Source organism: Pantoea sp. UBA4549, assembly GCF_002387285.1.
Lineage (GTDB): Bacteria > Pseudomonadota > Gammaproteobacteria > Enterobacterales > Enterobacteriaceae > Pantoea > Pantoea borealis.
Genome location: NZ_DGLH01000005.1, coordinates 339803 through 358893 on the forward strand (window position 1 = coordinate 339803; position 19091 = coordinate 358893).

The window sequence follows — 19091 nt, forward strand, 5'->3', positions numbered from 1 at the left end:
TCTTATTCCTCCAAGCCGAAAATGAGGTTCGCCATCCTGATATCTGCCGTTTCAATCGCGCCTGCCATCCGGGCGGCAAGATCCCTGCCGGAAAGGTGAATATAAATCTGAGTGGTGCGCGGATCACGGTGACCTGCGTAGGTGGCAAGTTCGTGCAGTTTCCAGCCCGCACGGGCCAGATGCGTCAACCGCAGGTGACGGAAAGTATGGGTTGAAATGTCGGGCAGCCCTGACTCAAGCGCCCATTTCCGTACCGTTTTGCTCCAGCTCCAGTAAGAGAGCGGTGCCCCCTGATTACGATCGGACTCAGAGCGGAACAGGGCTCTTTTTACCATCCCCGACCGCTTCATCTGTAAAAGATGAGCCGCCAGCACCGGCGTCAGGGCGGGACTGTAACAGACGATCCGTTCATGACGGTTCTTGGTGGTTTCAGCCCGGACGCGGATGAGGCGGTGGGCAAAGTCAAGGTCATCAGTACTCAGCGCGGTGACTTCCGATCGTCGCAGCGCACCGCAGTAGGTTAACGCCAGCATCAGCCGGTCACGAAGCGGAGAATCCGCGGCATGAGCCTGAAAAAGCTGCCACTGTGCATCGTCAGGAATACGCGGCAGCTTTACGATACGGGGAACCAGCCCCCGTGCGGAACACAGCATGCCCGGCGTGCCGGAACGGGGCAGCGGATTTACCTTACACAGGTCAAGATACATCAGGAAGTCGTACCAGAGACGGACAGCCGACAGGCGCAGCTGGAGCGTGGCGCTTGCGGCCGGGAAAGGCATACCGGGTAACTGAGGACGGATGTAGGCAGCCATGTCATCAAACCTGACCTTTTCAGGTTCAATCCTGTTCCGGCTGCAGAACGCAAAATAATGACAGAGGGCTGCGCGGTAGGCGGTCAGGGTGGCGGGTGCCCGCCCCAGGTCGGACAGCAGCTTCAGCCAGCGTTCCGCCAGTAAAATGGCACTGTTGTTTAGTGGAGTCGTCATTGCGTTTACCTCTGAGGTCAGCGTTGCTGTTCAAAGTCTATACGATCAATGTTGCATTCCACTTAACTTACTACAGCGCATAGTTTGAGCTGAACACGTGTATCTTTTCCGGATAGTCCTGCGTTTTTATCTGGAACCACGGTGCACCCATTTTTATACCCAGAGCTTTTGCGCCAGCAGAGCGCGCAATAACGCAGCCATCGTTGTTACTGAGCACGACTACCGGCCTGCCACGCAGGTCCGGGCGGAAAAGCGTCTCACAGCTGGCATAGAAAGAGTTGACGTCAGCCAGTCCGAACATGGGCATAATTATCTCCGACGGGCCCGGGTACTGTTAAAGAACCAGGTGACAACGCCGAGCAGCTGCAGCTCTTCCGGATAGATGGCGGCGTAAGCAGGGTTCATGGGCAGCAGTGCCACCCTCGGGAGCAGCTGCAGGCGCTTAACTGTGAACTCACCGCCAACCTCGGCAATGACGATGTCGCCGTGCGTGGGTGGCTCCGCGCGATCGACCACCATAACATCACCGTCATAAAGCCCCAGCTCCTGCATGCTGTTGCCACTGGCCCGTACGAAGAATGTGGACGCCCGTCTGCGAATACAAAGCTCATTCAGGTCCAGCTCTTTCTCTACATAATCCTGAGCAGGGGAGGGAAAGCCAGCTGAGCAGGGATCTGCGTACAGCGGCACCTTTACCGTTGGGGTAAAAATCGGCGGCCATAACAGCGTCAGGCCCTGAGCGTAACTGACCGCTTTCATAACGCGGCGTCCCGGACGTGCTGCTGTGTACGGATTAGGGAAAAAAATGTAAAGCGCATAAAAATCCTCCTTTAAATTATACTGGTTATATGAACAGTATTATTGAGCCTGGAATTTCTGGCAAGAGGAAGCGAAACGGTTATGGCTAAAGCTGTTGTCAGAGTGCTGGAATTTTACCGAAATGCTGAGCCATGGCCTTTTTATATGCTCTGCCACTGCAGCCGGATCAACAGGGTATAAAAGGCTTTCTTTTTGAGCGCAGCACTTTTATGGCGGGAAGAGGCTTGACCATTCCGTCCGCTTTAAATTATATTTCCATTATTCTGGAAATGTAGATTTGGTGATGATGTGGACATACAAAATGCTGCGGCTGCTCTCAGGGAACTGGGACACGTGACGCGACTGGGAATTTACCGTGAACTGGTGAAAGTCGGGCCTGAAGGACTGCCTGTGGGTGACATCCAGAAAAGACTGGCTATTCCGGCCTCCACGCTAAGTCATCACCTTTCTGCGCTGATGTCAGCTGGCCTCATAAGCCAGGAACGGCAGAGCCGTACCCTGTTCTGCAGGCCCTGCTATGCGCAGCTTGAGCAGCTGATGGCCTTTCTGACGGAAGAGTGCTGCGCCGCTGGCTGCTGCTGCAGCCTGTCGGCTACGATTACTCATAAAGAGACTCTATTGTGAATAACTTCAATGATGCCCTGAACAATATCGATCCGACGCACCTGGATGCACCGCTGACGGAAGAAAAATTAAAAGTCGAAGAGGTGGCGCATCCGCCCCGCATACTGATGCTCTACGGCTCGCTGCGGGAGCGCTCTTACAGCCGACTCACCACGGAAGAGGCCGCCCGGCTGCTGACGGCCATGGGCGCGGAGGTGAAGATATTCAATCCGTCTGGCCTGCCGCTGCCGGATGATGCACCTGAGACGCATCCGAAGGTCGCAGAGCTGCGCGAGCTGGTACTCTGGTCAGAAGGGATGGTCTGGTGCTCCCCTGAGCGTCACGGTGCCATGACCGGCATCATGAAGACGCAGATTGACTGGATTCCGCTGACGTCCGGGGCGGTCCGGCCCTCGCAGGGGAAAACCCTTGCGGTAATGCAGGTCAGCGGCGGCTCACAGTCGTTCAACGCCGTAAATCAGATGCGTATTCTCGGGCGCTGGATGCGGATGATCACTATCCCGAACCAGTCATCCGTGGCAAAAGCTTGGGCCGAGTTTGATGAGGCCGGCCGCATGAAGCCTTCTCCGTATTATGACCGCATAGTGGACGTCATGGAGGAACTGATGAAGTTCACTCTGCTGACGCGCGGTCGCAGTGGTTATCTCACCGACCGCTACAGCGAAAGGAAAGAGAGTGCCGCGCAGCTCTCTGAGCGTGTAAACCAGCGCAGCATATAAAAAAGCCGGCATCTGCCGGCTTTTTCAAATTTGCTATGCCCGCAGCCTGGTGAAACATCAGTGGCTGACGCGGTTTCCGTGCTCATCAATGACGGCTTCGCCGTCCTCTTTGGTAAACGCTCCCTTCTGCGGGTCCGGCAGTATGTCCAGAACCATTTCTGAGGGGCGACACAGCTTCGTTCCGAGCGGCGTAACCACAACCGGTCGATTAATGAGGATCGGATGAGCCAGCATGGCATCGAGCAGTTCGTTATCGCTGAACCGGTCCTCTGCCAGGCCGAGCTGCTCGTAAGGTTCGGTATTTTTACGCAGCAGGGCGCGCACGCTGATCTCCATATCCGCAATAAGCTTTTTCAGCTCATCACGCGCCGGCGGAGTTTCCAGATACAGAATCACCGTGGGCTCGGTGCCGCTGTTGCGGATAAGTGCCAGGGTATTGCGGGACGTCCCGCAGGCCGGATTGTGGTAAATGGTAATGTCAGTCATAAGCGGTACTCCGTAAAGGCGCTGCACAGGCGCAGCGCCGGGGTTTAGGTTAAACAGACAGGCGCAGGGCCAGTGCGGCCAGCGTCACAAACAGCACCGGCAGGGTCATCACGATGCCCACACGGAAGTAGTAGCCCCAGCTGACGGTAATGTTTTTCTGTGCCAGGACGTGCAGCCACAGCAGGGTAGCAAGGCTGCCGATGGGGGTGATTTTCGGACCGAGGTCGCAGCCGATGATGTTGGCGTAAATCATCGCCTCCTTCACCACGCCCTGCGCGGTGCTGCCGTCAATGGAGAGCGCGCCAACCAGCACGGTAGGCATGTTGTTCATGACTGATGAAAGCGCCGCCGTCAGAAAGCCGGTGCCGAGCGTTGCGCCCCAGACGCCATGCTCTGCAAACCGGTTTAGGGCGGCAGAAAGGTAATCAGTCAGCCCGGCATTGCGTAGTCCGTATACCACCAGGTACATGCCCAGCGAGAAGATAACGATCTGCCAGGGCGCACCTTTCAGTACCTTTCCGGTATCAATCACATTGCCTTTCCGGGCTACCAGCCAGAGAATAAACGCCGCCACCGCGGCCACAAGGCTGACCGGTACGCCGAGTGGTTCGAGGGCAAAGAAGCCGATCAGCAGCAGGATGAGAACAATCCAGCCGGTTTTAAAGGTACGCGCATCGCGAATGGCCTCACGCGGCGCCTTCAGCTTCGCCAGGTCGTAAGTGGCCGGGATGTCCCTGCGGAAAAACAGGTGCAGCATCACCAGCGTGGCGGCCACGGACGCGATATTCACCGGCACCATCACCGAGGCATACTCGCTGAAACCCAGTTTAAAGAAGTCTGCCGTGACAATGTTCACCAGGTTCGACACGATGAGCGGCAGGCTGGAGGTATCAGCGATGAAGCCTGCCGCCATCACAAACGCCAGCGTGGCGCCCGGGCTGAAGCCCAGCGCCAGCAGCATGGCGATAACGATCGGCGTCAGAATAAGCGCTGCCCCGTCATTGGCGAACAGGGCGGCTACCGCCGCACCCAGCAGAACGATATACGTGAACAGCAACCGGCCCCTGCCGCCGCCCCAGCGTGAAACGTGCAGCGCGGCCCACTCAAAAAAGCCGGACTCATCAAGCAGCAGGCTGATAATGATGACCGCAATAAACGTGGCCGTGGCGTTCCAGACAATCTGCCAGACCACAGGAATGTCCCCGATGTTTACCACGCCGGTCAGCAGCGCCAGTGCGGCGCCGATAACGGCACTCCAGCCAATGCTGAGCCCTTTCGGCTGCCAGATCACCAGTATCAGGGTCAGGATAAAAATCGCACCCGCCAGAAACATACTCTCTCCTTCTTAATTATACCTGCCCGTTAAAGCGGGCTGCTAAGTGTACCCTGTAAATATATTCGTTTAATCGAATGTGTTTAGATAAAATTTTTACATGCAGACAGCTTTGCCGTTGGTGGTTGCGTTATCACGCTCAGCCTGCTGACTGAGATGAAGAATTTCATCCCGCTGACACAGATATGCCTGCTCAATGACCGCTGCTGCCCACGCAGGCATGTGTGGCGATAACCGGTAATGGATCCACTTGCCGTCGCGCCTGTCGATAAGCAGTCCACTCTCTCTGAGCAGGGCCAGGTGCCGCGATATTTTTGGCTGTGTTTCTTTCAGGATAGATACAAGCTCGCAGACGCAGAGCTCCCCTTTTTCGCGCAACAACAGCACTAGGCTGAGCCGGGTTTCGTCAGAAAGATTCTTAAAAAGTTGCAGGGGCAAAAGTGACGGCATAATTTCTCCTTCGTGGCGGACAGCAACAAGTCTCGTCTTCTGCAGACGAAAGGTCAATTTTATATTGATAAATTCATATATGTTGTGACGTGATTACAGGCTTTTCTGTACAGCTTAATGAGGGAATAGCGGTTAAACGATGTCACACAGATTTTAACGGCAGCACACTTTCAGCTGCCTTAATAGACGGGCAAGACGAAGTCACATCACAAAAAAGCCTGTTTCTTTAGTGAACAGTTCTACTTACAGCAGAAAGCAGCATCAGTAAGAGTGGCTTCCGGCCAGATGACCTGCAGTGATAACCGGCACGATATCCTCAGACTCTTCTGTCTGCTCCAGTTCGCGCAGAATTCCGCAGTCCCGTGTTGCCCGGTTGGCATTGCAGTGGCTTTGGAGCTCAAAAAGTTGTTTTTCCAGCATATTCAGTTCACGAATACGGGCCTGAACGTGGTTCAGATGTTCATTTATCAGGGCATTAACCGTACCGCAGTCTGCGTCAGGCTGGCTGCGCGCCTGCAGCAACACCCGGATTTCTTCATGGGTCATATCGAGCGCCCGGCAGCGCCGGATAAACATAAGCCTTTCGAGATGTGCGCTGTCGTAATGGCGGTAGTTATTAGTCTGGTCCCGCAATGCGGCCTGCAAAAGCCCCTCTCGCTCATAATAACGTACCGTCTCTACAGGACATCCCGCCTGGCGGGCCAGTTCACCAATTTTCATATCACACCTCTTCTGAGCTTGACCCTGTAGTTACATCAGGGTCTTTAATGCCAGTATACGTTATGAACGGGATAAAAAAATGAGTGACTGCTGCAGTAATAAAAAATGTGGATCAGCCGCAACCGTAGAGGAGGCGTCTGTTAAAAATACCGCAACTGCCCCGACTGAGGCTTCCGAGAAGATGCCACCAAAAACGACTGAGACCACACCGGCTTGTTGCAGCACCGGGAGCTGCTGCTCAACGGACGGCCTGAGCCAGGTGTCCGAACTGGTTGCAGAGCATCCCCGCAACGATGACGTTCAGACGCGTCTGCGCATCATGCAGATGGACTGCCCGACGGAGGAGGCGCTCCTCCGAAAAAAACTGGCAAAATTATCTTCCGTCAGCAATCTCGAATTCAATCTTATACAGAGGGTGCTTACCGTGACCCATACGCCGCAGGCGCTGGAACCGGTTCTGCAGGCGGTGCGCTCGCTGGGTTTTGACCCGGAACCGATTGATAAAGCAATGCAGCCTGAAGGCAACTGTTGTACAGGCCGTGAGGCGGAAAGTACCGGCGGTTCCTGCTGCGCACCTGCCCCTGTCACATTCGGTGAGCTGCAGACGCAGCAGTTGACCGCTGACGGGGTGCGTACCAGTATCAGGATCATGCAGATGGACTGCCCTGTTGAAGAGGGCATGATTCGTAAAAAGCTGGATGGCATGTCAGCCGTCAAGGAACTGGATTTCAATCTTATGCAGCGCGTACTGACGGTGGTTCACGCACCGGATGCGCTGGAGCCAGTTCTGGCCGCCATTCGTTCGCTGGGCTTTGAACCTGAACTTCCTGACAGTAATGGCCGGCACGTGGTCACTGAGGAAAAGAAAAAACCCTGGTGGCCGCTCGCGCTTGCCGGTGTGGCGGCAAGCGCCGCCGAAGCCATGCATTGGGCGGGCATGCCGGAATGGCTGGAAGCGGCTCTTGCTCTTGCTGCCGTTGCGGCCTGTGGCCTGTCCACGTACAAAAAAGGCTGGATTGCTCTTCGCAACGGCAACCTGAACATCAACGCCCTGATGAGTATTGCCGTCACCGGGGCGCTGGCGCTCGGACAGTGGCCTGAAGCCGCCATGGTAATGGTCCTGTTCACGATTGCGGAACTGATTGAAGCAAAGTCTCTTGATCGCGCCCGCAATGCCATCGGCTCTCTGATGAAACTGACGCCTGAAACGGCCACAATTCAGCAGCCGGACGGCTCCTGGAAAGAAACTGAGGCCGTGTCTGTATCCCTTAACAGCGTGGTCAGGGTAAAACCGGGCGAGCGTATCGCCCTCGACGGCACGGTGGTTCGGGGAAGGACCGCCATTAATCAGGCACCTATTACCGGCGAAAGCCTGCCGGTGGATAAAGGGGAAGGCGACCCGGTCTTCGCCGGGACGGTCAACGGATCCGGTGGCTTTGAGTACCGGGTAACGGCGGCTGCCGGAAATACCACGCTTGCGCGTATCATTCATGCCGTGGAGGAAGCGCAGGGGGCAAAAGCCCCTACGCAGCGCTTTGTTGATCGCTTTGCGCAAATTTATACCCCTGTGGTGTTTGCTATTGCCGTCGCAGTTGCCGTTCTCCCGCCGCTGATTGCAGGTGAAAGCTGGCAGGCGTGGATATACAAGGCGCTGGTGATGCTGGTTATCGCCTGCCCCTGTGCGCTGGTCATTTCCACGCCAGTGACCCTTGTCAGCGGCCTGACGGCAGCAGCCCGCCGGGGGATATTGATCAAGGGCGGCGTTTATCTTGAAGAGGGTCGAAAGCTGAAGTGGCTGGCGCTCGACAAGACCGGCACCCTGACGCACGGTAAGCCGGTACAGACGGATGCGATTATCTATACCGGGGTGGCAGAAGACGAGGGGCGCAGGCTGGCTGTGAGCCTGGCAGGTTACTCCGATCATCCGGTTTCGCAGGCTGTATCGGCGGCATCAGATAGCATTCAGCGTTATGAAGTGGAAAACTTTGAGGCTCTGCCAGGCCGCGGCGTGCGTGGCGTCATCAACGGTCAAACCTACAGTCTGGGCAATCTGAGGCTGGCTGAAGAAACGGTGCGCTGCCCGGAAGCGGTCAGGGCTGCACTAACGGAACTGGAGACCGGGGGTAAAACGGTCATCATGCTCTGTGACACTCATCAGGTGCTTGGGCTGTTTGCGGTGGCTGATACGGTGAAGGAAAGCAGCCGCGAGGCGATAAGTCAGTTGCATAGTCTGGGTGTCAAAACGCTCATGCTGACCGGAGACAATGCGCACACTGCGCAGGCCATTGCCGGTCAGGTTGGTATCGATGAGGCGCGGGGGGATCAGCTGCCGGAAGATAAACTGCGTGCTGTAGAAACGTTTACGGCGCAGGGCACGACCGGCATGGTAGGCGACGGCATCAATGATGCACCGGCGCTGGCCCGCGCCGATATCGGCTTTGCCATGGGCGCAATGGGCACGGATACCGCCATCGAGACTGCCGATGTGGCCCTCATGGATGACGATTTGCGTAAAATCCCGGCTTTTGTCCGACTCTCCCGCCAGACGTATAACGTTCTGGTTCAGAATATCGTTATGGCTATTGGGATCAAGGCAGTGTTTCTGGCCCTGACCATTGCAGGTATGGGCACCATGTGGATGGCGGTATTCGCGGATGTGGGTGCAAGCCTGCTTGTCGTGGCAAATGGTCTGCGCCTGTTACGTAATAAGCAGCGGTTGCTGCCTATCAGATTATGATGGGCAGTGTCAGGAGAAGCCGTTGGCTTATATCTTCTGCGTTTTGTTGCCAATGCCGGCTCTGGAAAACTGAGTGACAGCATCACTGACACAGCACTTTTCATAATAGACGTAGTGCAGTTTCGATACCCATCCTGATATAAAGGCTCTCTCCGACAGAGGGCCTTAGAATGTCATGATACGTCTGTTTTATGCCTGCGCAGCCAGATTAATTTGTAGGCAGCAGGAATAATGAACAGTGAAAGAAGCGGAGCTGTTATCATCCCTCCAATCATGGGGGCCGCAATCCGACTCATGACTTCTGAGCCTGCTCCGGTTCCCCACAGAATGGGTAGCAGGCCCGCAATGATCACCGCTACAGTCATGGCTTTTGGCCGGACACGTAATACTGCTCCATGATAAAGAGCTTCATCAAGGCCTTCAGGTGTGAACGTCTCCCGGTGGGACAATTCCGGGTGTGCTTCAATGGCATGACGCAGATACATCAGCATGACCACACCAAATTCTGCCGCCACCCCGGCCAGGGCGATAAACCCGGTTCCGGTCGCCACAGACATGTGGAAGCCCTGCCAGTAGAGGAACCATATTCCCCCGACCAGCGCGAACGGCAGACTCATCAGGATCAGCAAGGCCTCATCCACACGACGGAATGCCAGATACAACAGGATGAAAATGATCACCACCGTCATCGGAACCATCAGTTTCAGTTTCTTGTTGGCATGCTCCAGTAATTCAAACTGACCGGAGAATGACACGCTGGTCCCCGGTCTCAGTTTCACTTTTTCGCTGATAGCCGTCCTGATATCGTTGACCACCGACACCATGTCCCTGCCGCGGGCATCAACATAAATCCAGCTGGCCGGTCGCGCGTTTTCCGTTTTCAGCATGGTAGGTCCGGATACAACGTTAATATCGGCAACGTCACCCAGCGTGATCTGCTGTTTCATGGGTGTCAGGATGGGCATTTCCCTCAGAGCTTGTGGACTGCTCCGGTAATCCTGCGGGTAACGGATATTAATCGGATACCGGGCCACGCCCTCAACCGTTTCCCCCACCGTCGCGCCGCCGATGGCTGAGGAGACAAACAGCTGGACATCACCCACCGTCATCCCGTAGCGGGAGGCTTTTTCACGGTTAATATCGATGTCAATGTAGCGCCCGCCCTCCAGTCGCTCGGCCAGAGCCGATATCACGCCCGGCACGGTTTTGGCTACCGCCTCAATGCTCTGCGCCGTTGCATCGATATCGGACAGAACAGTACCTGACACCTTGATACCTATCGGACTTTTTATCCCGGTTGAGAGCATATCAATACGGTTACGGATGGGGGGCACCCAGAGGTTAGCCAGACCGGGTAAACGGACCGTTTTATCGAGTTCGTCAATAATCTTGTCAATCGTCATGCCGGGCCGCCACTGATCCTCTGGTTTAAGCTGGATCGTGGTTTCCATCATTTCGAGCGGCGCGGAATCCGTCGCGGTCTCGGCCTTCCCGGTCTTGCCAAAAACAGAAGCTACTTCAGGTACGGTTTTAATGAGCTTATCCGTGGTCTGTAAGAGCGCAGCGGCCGCTGCCGGCGACACGCCCGGCAATGTTGAGGGCATATACAACAGGTCGCCCTCATTTATCTTCGGCAGAAACTCGCCGCCTACCTGACTCAGGGGCCAGATAACCGTGAAGATGGATAAGGTCGCAACCAGCAGGGTTATTTTTGGCCAGTGAAGTACCCGCAGCAACAAAGGATGATACGCTTTGATCAGCAGCCGGTTCAGGGGATTGCTGGTCTCGGCAGGAATTTTCCCGCGGATCCAGAATCCCATCAGAATCGGAATGACGATGATGGCCAGCGCGGCCGCGCCCGCCATGGAGTAGGTTTTCGTAAAGGCCAGCGGACCAAACAGACGACCTTCCTGTCCTTCCAGGGTAAAAATAGGAATAAAGGACAGGGTAATGATCAACAGACTGATAAACAGCGCGGGTCCCACTTCAACGGAGGCATCGGTGATAACCTTCCAGCGGGTTGCGTTATCAATCTGCTCACCCGGATGCTGATGATCCCACTCTTCCAGCCATTTATGCGCATTTTCAATCATCACGATGGCGGCATCCACCATCGCCCCTACGGCAATGGCGATCCCTCCCAGCGACATTATATTGGCGTTCAGCCCCTGGAAATGCATGACAATAAAGGCGATACACAGACCAAGAGGCAGAGAAATAATCGCCACCAGGGCCGAACGAACATGCCACAGGAACAGGGCGCAGACGATGGCCACCACGATAAACTCTTCCAGGAGTTTGTAGCTGAGGTTGTCAATGGCCCGGTCAATTAACTGGCTGCGATCGTAGGTAGTCACAATCTCAACGCCTTCAGGCAAACTTGCCTTCAGGGTCTCCAGTTTATCTTTCACTGCCGTGATAACGTCGCGCGCATTTTTACCCGACCGCAGGATCACGACGCCGCCGGCGACTTCTCCCTGACCGTTAAGTTCTGCTATACCACGCCGCATTTCAGGCCCGGTCTGCACGCGGGCCACGTCCCGCAGATAAATCGGTACACCGTTTTCTCCGGTTTTCAGGACGATGTTATTGAAATCGTCTATGGACTGGAGGTAACCGCTGGCCCGGACCATGTACTCCGCTTCGGCGATTTCAACGGATGAGCCACCGGCTTCCTGATTAGATGACTCAAGGGCCTGTTTTACTTCTGGCAGGCTGATGCCGTACTGGGCCAGTTTCTCCGGGTTAACCTGGATTTGGTACTGCTTGACCACGCCGCCTACTGATGCAACTTCCGCGACGTTAGGGATAGTTTTCAGTTCAAATTTCAGGAACCAGTCCTGCAGAGAGCGCAGTTCGGAAAGGTCGTGTTTTCCGCTGTGATCAACCAGAGCATATTCAAATATCCAGCCCACACCTGTGGCATCAGGCCCGATTTCCGAGCTTACACCGGAAGGCAGTTTTCCCTGAACCTGATTAAGGTATTCGAGCACACGCGAGCGGGCCCAGTACAGATCGGTCCCGTCCTCAAAAATGACATACACGTAGGAATCGCCGAACTGGGAAAAACCGCGCACGGTCTTGGCACCGGGTACCGACAGCATGGTGGTCGTGAGCGGATATGTAACCTGGTTTTCAACAATCTGCGGAGCCTGACCAGGATAGCTGGTCTTGATAATTACCTGTACATCGGACAGATCGGGTAGCGCATCCACAGGGGTGTTGATGATAGTCCAGGTGCCCCAGACACTAAGAAACAGAGCGGCCATCATAACGAGGAAACGGTTGGCAACCGATCGCCGTATAATCCATTCAATCATCATCGTCTCCTCAATGACCGGAATGTGTATTTGCAGACGGAGCGGACATTGGCGACATTGTGCCGTCCGTTGTTTCCGGATGACGCATACGTTCCAGTGCGCCCGTAATGTTGGCTTCGGAGTCAATCAGGAACATGCCGCTGACTACCACCATATCGCCTTCATTGAGGCCGGTGCCGATACCGGACTGTTGCTGAGATTCGTGGAGAACGTGGACCCTTTTTGGCACAAACCGACCTTCTGCATCGACAGTGATCACGCGCTGTTCTTTACCGGTGTCAATAACGGCCTGCGACGGGATCAGCAACATTTCCTGGCTCCGGGTATTCAGTTTCAGATAGGCATTCATGCCCGGTTTAAGACGTTCGTCCTTGTTTGATACCTGCAGACGTACCTGCAGGGTCCGGGTGGTTTGATCGACGCTGGGAAGAATGTTCCATTTTTCTACATGGAACAATTTATCCGGATAGGCCGGTACTGAAATTTCAAATTGAGAGGTGTCTTTCAGGAGATAGGCGATGGATTCGGGTACTGCCGCACTGATCCAGACCGGATCCATCCCCTGAATCTGTGCCACCACTTTATCTTTTGAGATATTCATACCAGTGCGCAGGTCAAACGCCGTAATGACACCATCTATCGGTGCCTTAATGGTAAACCGGGTCTGAATACTCCGGGTTGACCGCAGTTTCTGGATATCCTTTTCCGGCATTCCGGCCAGACGAAGTCGTTCAAGCACACCTTTAATTTGCGTTGGTGTCCCTCCGGTGCCAGATAACAGTAGAAACTCACTTTGTGCTTCCACCCATTCCGGAATGGTAATATCGATAAGCGGTGTACCTTCCTTCACATGATCGCCAATCGTCAGGGGATACACTTTTTCGACGAAACCGTCAGAGCGCGCCTGCACAATGACAAACTGATACTCGTTGTAAATAACATTGGCCGGTATTGTCTGAGAATAATTCAGCATTCCGCGTGTGACTTTTTGCGTTTTTAATCCCAGGTTCTGAACCAGCGTTGGATGAATACGGATCCCATCGCTGATTTTCTCGCCGCTTTCATCTGCATATTTTGGCACCAGGTCCATGTCCATAAAGGGTGATTTTCCGGGTTTATCAAATTTCGTATCCGGTTTCATCGGGTCATACCAGAAAAGTATCTTTCGCTCCGGTGTCTTTAGTTCCGTTTGTACTGTTTTTTGTTCCGGGTTTACATACTGCAAGGCAGTAACCGATATCAGCCCCCCTGCTATCAGGCTGCTGATAATTATTGCAGCATATTTTATCTTTAAAGAAGCCATACAATTTCTCGCTGAAAAATCAAAACACCTGGCATATGCGCCTGATCATTAATTCACAGAAATATCTTTATAAGTGTTCAGGCCCACTGGATATATTCGCTCCGGGCTGTCAGTCAGGATTGGGTAACGTTAATGCTTTTGAGTAAGGCGATATTGCCCTGCTGAATAAACGAGAAATCAACGTGGTTACCGGTTTTCAGGGCATTAATGGTGTCGTCTACATTCACAAAGGTGAAGCGCATGGTCATTGCAGGCCAGCCCACCGCAGGGATAGCTCCGTGCGAAATGGTAATTTTTTTACTTTTTATATCAATGACTTTAACGACACCGTTGCCATAAATAATTTGCTGTGTCGAAGCATCACTGGCAGCATTCATATCACCATGGTGATGTGTTTCAGCATGAAGACCGGCAGAAATCATGACAGAGAAGGTGCCCAATAAAACGGCTTTAAGTGAATTACGCATTTTTTATTTCCTGATTAATGAATTAAATTTACTCTACCCAACCGCCACCCAGTGCGGTGAACAGATTGATTTCGTTAACCTGATGGGAATATGTAAGATCGAGAATGGTTTGCTGTGTCGTGAACAGGGAGCGTTCTGCATCCAGCACTTCAATGTAGCTGACAGCACCACTTGAATATAATCCTCTGGCACGCTGGAGGGTTATCTGCAGTGAATTGAGATAACGCTGCTGTGCCTCAAGTTGCTGGCTAAGGCTGTCCCGCAGCGCAAGCGTATCGGATACATCCTTAAAGGCGGACTGAATTTTTTGTTCGTAGTTAACCATCGACTGTTGCTGGCGAATTTCAGCCAGTTTCAGATTGGCTTTGTTCCTGCCGGCATTAAAAACAGGAATTTCAATTTTGGGAATAAAATTCCACATTCCGCTTCCTGACGTAAAGAGGCTGGACAGCTCTGTACTGCTTGCGGAAAGACTACTGGTCAGGCTAATGGATGGGAAAAAGGCCGCTCGCGCTGCGCCAATATTGGCATCAGCCGCTTTGAGCTGGTATTCCGCTTCCATGATATCCGGGCGCTGCAGCAAAATTTGTGACGACAGGTTTGGTGGCAGTTTTACTGGTGCGATCTCACCACCTTTCATCGTTTTTTCTGACGGAAGTGCGTGGTAGGTTCCCAGCAGCAGTTGCAGGGCATTGTTTGCCTGCGCCAGATCGCCTTCTCGTTTGGCTATCTCAGCGCGGGTACTTTCGATTTGTCCCCTGGCCTGTTCAAGCGCCAGAACGTTCGCACTCCCGGTCACCAGCTGTTGTTCAACGAAAGCATAAGACTGTTGATAATTTTTCAGCGTTTCTCGCGCAATACGGAGTTGTTCGGACGCCAGTTGCTGGCTGAAATAGCTCTGTGAAACGTTCGATACCAGCAGGATGTGTACGGCACGACGGGCTTCTTCGCTGGCAAAATAGTTCTGGCGGTCAGCTTCACTCATGTTCTTAAGCTTGCCGAAAAAATCGAGCTCATAGCTGAGCTCCAGACCCGCGTCGTACTCCTGTGCGGTCGGCTTGTCACCTTTCAGACTACCGCGGTAGGTGATCCCGGATGAGGCATTCAACTGGGGATTACGATCTGCATCCGTGACGTTGAACTGGGCCCGGGCCTCTTCAACCTTCAGGGCGGCCATTCTCAAATCACGGTTGTTTGTCAGGGCTTCACCGATCAGCAGGGTAACATGGGGATCGACAAAAAAATTACGCCAGCCCGTATCCTGATAGCCATTTACCGCTGGCGTCAGGCTGTTGCGTGACAGAGAAAACTGCTGTGGTACTGGCGCTGCCGGCCGCTGATACTCAGGTGCCAGTGAAACGCAGCCTGTCAGTATAAAAATCATGCTGATGCTTAATAGTTTTAATTTGAACATAACGCTTCTCTTCCAGGCAGGCCTGGTAAATGGTTCAAATGAAGTCCAGAGTATTGATAGGGGGATTTTACAGAATGCTCTCTGTTTGCCAGGTGACTGAATAATGACAATGCTGTCATTTTTAACGTAAGTCGTTGATTACATGCTTAGGCTAAATAGAATGAATGGCATGAGTAGTCAGCTAGGGGAGCAAGATGAAAATACTGATCGTTGAAGATGAAGTAAAAACTGGAGAGTACCTCAGTAAAGGGCTTACTGAGGCGGGATTTTTAGTTGATCTCGCTGATAATGGTCTGACCGGATATCATCTCGCCATAACAGCCGAATATGATTTACTGATTCTGGATATCATGCTCCCGGATGTAAACGGCTGGGATATTATTCGTATGCTTCGTGCCGCAGGTAAAGGTATGCCTGTTTTGCTGCTTACGGCTCTCGGCACCATTGAGCACCGGGTTAAAGGACTTGAGCTGGGCGCGGACGATTACCTGATCAAACCATTTGCGTTTGCTGAGCTTCTTGCCCGGGTCAGGACACTTTTACGACGGGGTAACACAGTCATCACGGAAAGCCAGTTTAAGGTGGCTGATCTGATGGTAGACCTCGTTTCAAGGAAGGTTAGCCGCGCAGGGAAACGTATTTTGCTGACGAGTAAGGAGTTCTCCCTGCTGGAATTCTTCATTCGTCATCAGGGAGAGGTGCTGCCCCGTTCGCTGATTGCATCGCAGGTCTGGGATATGAACTTTGACAGCGATACTAATGCTATAGATGTGGCAGTAAAACGCCTCAGGGCAAAGGTAGACAACGATTATGAGCCTAAGCTGATCCAGACGGTCCGCGGCGTGGGATATATCCTGGAGGTTCCGGATGCGTTTTAATTTCTCAGGGCGCCCTTACTCTCTCGCACTGAGACTGACCTTCTTTATCAGCCTGTCCACCATAATTGCGTTTTTTGCTTTTACCTGGTTTATGCTGCATTCCGTTGAAAAACACTTTGCAGAGCAGGATGTCCGGGATCTGAAACAAATCAGTCTCACGATGAACAGAATACTGCAGACACCTGTAGCTCCGGACCAAAAAAAAATAAGTAAAATCAAAGAATCCATCTCAGATTACCGCAACGTCGCTGTTCTTATTTTGACTGATGGGGGCGACGTGTTGTTCAGCTCACCACAAGGGGCGACGTTACGCTCTGCGGTCAATGCATCAAACTTTACCGCGCATAGTCGGGCCAGGGAAATATTCCTCTGGACAGTGAAAGAGCCAGCTTTACTTATGCGCAACGGCTCTGACATGAAAATGCAGACTTACAGAATCGTTGCATCTTCAGGCAAAGCAACGCTTAACGGAAAACCACAGACGTATCAGATGATAATTGGGCTCTCGATTGATTTTCATCTTCATTACCTGGAAGCACTAAAAAAGAATTTAATTGCCATTGCCTTCGTAATCAGCCTGTTGATTATTTGCATTATCCGCATAGCGGTTCGCCAGGGACATCTTCCTCTCCGCAACGTCAGCAAGGCCATTAAAAATATTACCTCGGAGAACCTGGATGTGAGACTGGAACCGTCCAAAGTTCCCATCGAGCTGGAGCAACTGGTGATATCGTTTAACCATATGATTGAAAAGATTGAGGATGTATTTACGCGACAGGCAAATTTCTCTGCTGATATCGCCCATGAAATCAGAACGCCCATAACCAATCTGGTTACACAGACTGAAATCGCGCTAAGTCAGCACAGAACGCAGAAAGAGCTGGAAGATGTGTTGTATTCCAGCCTGGAAGAGTATAACAGAATGACAAAAATGGTCAGCGACATGCTTTTTCTGGCACAGGCTGATAATAATCAGTTGATCCCCGAACGGATAATGTTTGATCTCCGCACAGAAGTGGTCAAGGTGTTTGATTTTTTCGAAGCCTGGGCAGAAGAACTCAATGTTTCTCTGCAGTTAAACGGGTCGTGCTGCCTTATTAAAGGAGACCCACTTATGTACCGAAGGGCATTAAATAATCTTCTGTCTAACGCTCTGCGTTATACGCAGTTAGGGAAGACAGTGACTGTAACCATTGCGGGGAATGAGAATAGTGTTCAGCTTATAGTTGAAAATCCAGGGAAACCGATACCTGCAGAACACCTGCCACGTTTGTTTGATCGGTTTTATCGCGTCGATCCATCGCGGCAAAGAAAGGGAGAAGGCAGTGGGATTGGTCTGGCGATTGTAAAGTCAATCGTAAACGCTCATCACGGGAAACTGTGGGTCGAATCAGATACGGTTTCGACACGATTCATATTGCTATTACCCAGAATGGCTGCATAGTGTCCCGAATTTCTCCAGTTTTTTCGATGAATAATAAATATATTACAGAGATGTCATTAAGTTGTCATGCCTTCAACAGAATTAAGCAGGTAGAATCGTCCTCAATAAGCAGGCAGAACAGTCTTTATGGATCAATATCAGCGGAATACAGGCACTGAGTTACGTATATTATCTTTTTTAAGATGAAATCAGTCTGGCTTGTGAGTTCTTTAGTTGATGACATCATTGACAGTCCGTTATTTATTTCATTGTCAATGGGGACCTTATTATGAAAATTTTAATCTTCGCTTCCTTTGTCGGTCTTAGCTTAATTCCTTCAGCCTGGGCGGATGGAAACATTAACATTCATGAGCATGTTAATAATGCCCAGGCGGCAGCGCACCAATAACCGTCTTCATTCGTTCCTGAATCTGTCAGGGGGGAAGTATCACAAATGAAGAGTATGGATCAGCAAGAACAGGCCCTTATTGTTCATAATTCCATGAAAAATGGTGCTTCTGATGCCCATCAGAAAATGGCGAAGAACCATCAGAAGATGTCTGATGAGATGGCCGGCATGAAATCAAGTACCGCGCCATCTTTTGCAGAAATGGATGAACATGAAAGGGCCGCCGTTGTCCACGAAAATATGAGTAACGGCCAGTCAGAAGCACACCAGTCAATGGCTGCAATACATCGCGGCATGAAGTAAAACTGACGGAAGCGGGTTGCTATATCAGTCCTTAATATTTTATTCAGATGCAGAAATTCGTACCTTACAGATACGAACCATTTATTCAAATCAGCCCCTGTTCGGGGCTTTTTTGCAACACTTATAAACGAACAGCATCTTTTTATGATATTTAATTTTATTTTTTATTTTCCTGATGCAATTGAAGACTTTATCGATTCGAACTAATGCTGAGGAATTCTGTCGAAGCCATTTCAACCATGTTAGTATTTTTACATGACGCAATGTGTTATTTCTAAATAAATGGCTTGCTTAATTCTGCTTGTTTTTTCGAGTGCTGCCAAAGCACGTTAATCAATTTCTTTGTCAATTTTTTAAATACTTACGGGCGAAGCAATAATGCGCTTTCCTGAACGGTTTAGAGTTTTTCATTATGCATGACAGCGGCGTATACGACATTAAACGTAAAAAAATGACCTTCAAAATTTATTGGTTCTGATGACATTCTGTAAGCGGCTGTATTTTCATTTCGATGCTTTCAATCGTTTCAGCATGAGGCCGTTCAGGCATAACCTGAAGATAAATCGCAGATTGCAGTGCAGGTTCAGGGCGGTTAGCTGGCAGACAACACTTGAACCGGGTAAAAAAGGTAAATACAGTTACACCTTACTGCTCGTTGAGTAAACCGGGGTCTGCGGTAAAAAGAATGTTTAAAATATAA

The 19091-nt window shown here is 51.9% G+C and carries 15 protein-coding genes and 2 pseudogenes; 6 read left to right on the forward strand and 11 right to left on the reverse strand.

The window, feature by feature from the left end; genetic code table 11:
• Positions 1-2: 2 nt before the first annotated feature.
• The 3 genes and pseudogenes from B3041_RS02815 to umuD form a co-directional block, all read right to left on the reverse strand.
• On the reverse strand, positions 3-986 hold the full coding sequence (locus tag B3041_RS02815; RefSeq protein WP_065647957.1) for a tyrosine-type recombinase/integrase: 984 nt from the start codon (positions 984-986) through the stop codon (positions 3-5).
• Between the two features lie 73 nt (positions 987-1059).
• Positions 1060-1287, reverse strand: a pseudogene (locus B3041_RS02820) (DNA polymerase V subunit UmuC); the annotation flags it as partial.
• Positions 1288-1295: 8 nt separating this feature from the next.
• Entirely contained in the window at positions 1296-1745 is a 450-nt protein-coding gene (gene umuD / locus B3041_RS02825) for a translesion error-prone DNA polymerase V autoproteolytic subunit (RefSeq protein ID WP_075050708.1), read from the reverse strand.
• 348 nt (positions 1746-2093) lie between these two features.
• Between umuD and B3041_RS02830 the strand changes: the two genes are divergently transcribed.
• Both B3041_RS02830 and arsH read left to right on the forward strand, forming a co-directional pair.
• The gene (locus B3041_RS02830) at positions 2094-2429 is read left to right on the forward strand and encodes an ArsR/SmtB family transcription factor (protein ID WP_075050709.1); all 336 of its coding nucleotides are present in this window, start codon (positions 2094-2096) and stop codon (positions 2427-2429) included.
• 26 nt (positions 2430-2455) lie between these two features.
• Positions 2456-3148: an arsenical resistance protein ArsH gene (gene arsH / locus B3041_RS02835; protein WP_162287177.1), complete on the forward strand. Its 693-nt coding sequence runs from the start codon at positions 2456-2458 to the stop codon at positions 3146-3148.
• Positions 3149-3205: 57 nt separating this feature from the next.
• On the opposite strand, the gene arsC is transcribed toward arsH, so the two are convergent.
• From arsC to cadR, 4 genes are all read right to left on the reverse strand, one after another.
• On the reverse strand, positions 3206-3634 hold the full coding sequence (gene arsC / locus B3041_RS02840; RefSeq protein WP_065647959.1) for a glutaredoxin-dependent arsenate reductase: 429 nt from the start codon (positions 3632-3634) through the stop codon (positions 3206-3208).
• Between the two features lie 49 nt (positions 3635-3683).
• Positions 3684-4967, reverse strand: coding sequence for an arsenic transporter (locus B3041_RS02845; RefSeq protein ID WP_065647960.1), 1284 nt, complete (start codon positions 4965-4967; stop codon positions 3684-3686).
• A gap of 96 nt (positions 4968-5063) precedes the next feature.
• Complete coding sequence (locus B3041_RS02850; RefSeq protein ID WP_006785991.1) at positions 5064-5417, reverse strand: metalloregulator ArsR/SmtB family transcription factor; 354 nt, start codon at positions 5415-5417, stop codon at positions 5064-5066.
• A gap of 261 nt (positions 5418-5678) precedes the next feature.
• A complete protein-coding gene (cadR, locus tag B3041_RS02855; RefSeq protein ID WP_065647961.1) occupies positions 5679-6137 on the reverse strand; it encodes a Cd(II)/Pb(II)-responsive transcriptional regulator in 459 nt (152 codons plus the stop codon).
• Between the two features lie 319 nt (positions 6138-6456).
• On the opposite strand from cadR, the gene B3041_RS02860 reads away from it, so the two are divergent.
• On the forward strand, positions 6457-8874 hold the full coding sequence (locus tag B3041_RS02860) for a heavy metal translocating P-type ATPase (RefSeq protein ID WP_370512314.1): 2418 nt from the start codon (positions 6457-6459) through the stop codon (positions 8872-8874).
• A 173-nt stretch (positions 8875-9047) separates the two neighbouring features.
• On the opposite strand, the gene silA is transcribed toward B3041_RS02860, so the two are convergent.
• The 4 genes from silA to B3041_RS02880 form a co-directional block, all read right to left on the reverse strand.
• A complete protein-coding gene (gene silA, locus B3041_RS02865; protein WP_065647963.1) occupies positions 9048-12194 on the reverse strand; it encodes a Cu(+)/Ag(+) efflux RND transporter permease subunit SilA in 3147 nt (1048 codons plus the stop codon).
• 10 nt (positions 12195-12204) lie between these two features.
• Positions 12205-13497 carry an efflux RND transporter periplasmic adaptor subunit gene (locus B3041_RS02870; protein WP_065647964.1) on the reverse strand — a complete coding sequence of 431 codons (1293 nt, stop codon included), beginning with the start codon at positions 13495-13497 and terminating at the stop codon, positions 12205-12207.
• A 113-nt stretch (positions 13498-13610) separates the two neighbouring features.
• Complete coding sequence (cusF, locus tag B3041_RS02875; protein WP_065647965.1) at positions 13611-13964, reverse strand: cation efflux system protein CusF; 354 nt, start codon at positions 13962-13964, stop codon at positions 13611-13613.
• A 28-nt stretch (positions 13965-13992) separates the two neighbouring features.
• Positions 13993-15378: an efflux transporter outer membrane subunit gene (locus tag B3041_RS02880; RefSeq protein WP_065647966.1), complete on the reverse strand. Its 1386-nt coding sequence runs from the start codon at positions 15376-15378 to the stop codon at positions 13993-13995.
• 194 nt (positions 15379-15572) lie between these two features.
• Between B3041_RS02880 and B3041_RS02885 the strand changes: the two genes are divergently transcribed.
• The 3 genes and pseudogenes from B3041_RS02885 to B3041_RS02895 all read left to right on the forward strand — a co-directional run bounded on the left by B3041_RS02885 (position 15573) and on the right by B3041_RS02895 (position 18391).
• Positions 15573-16256, forward strand: a complete 684-nt coding sequence (locus B3041_RS02885) for a copper/silver response regulator transcription factor (protein ID WP_065647967.1) — start codon at positions 15573-15575, stop codon at positions 16254-16256.
• Positions 16246-17700 (forward strand): Cu(+)/Ag(+) sensor histidine kinase, encoded by a 1455-nt coding sequence (locus B3041_RS02890; protein ID WP_065647968.1) that lies wholly within the window; start codon positions 16246-16248, stop codon positions 17698-17700. Before B3041_RS02885 ends, B3041_RS02890 begins: the two co-directional genes overlap by 11 nt.
• A gap of 268 nt (positions 17701-17968) precedes the next feature.
• Positions 17969-18391: pseudogene (locus B3041_RS02895) on the forward strand (copper-binding protein).
• Positions 18392-19091 lie beyond the last annotated feature (700 nt).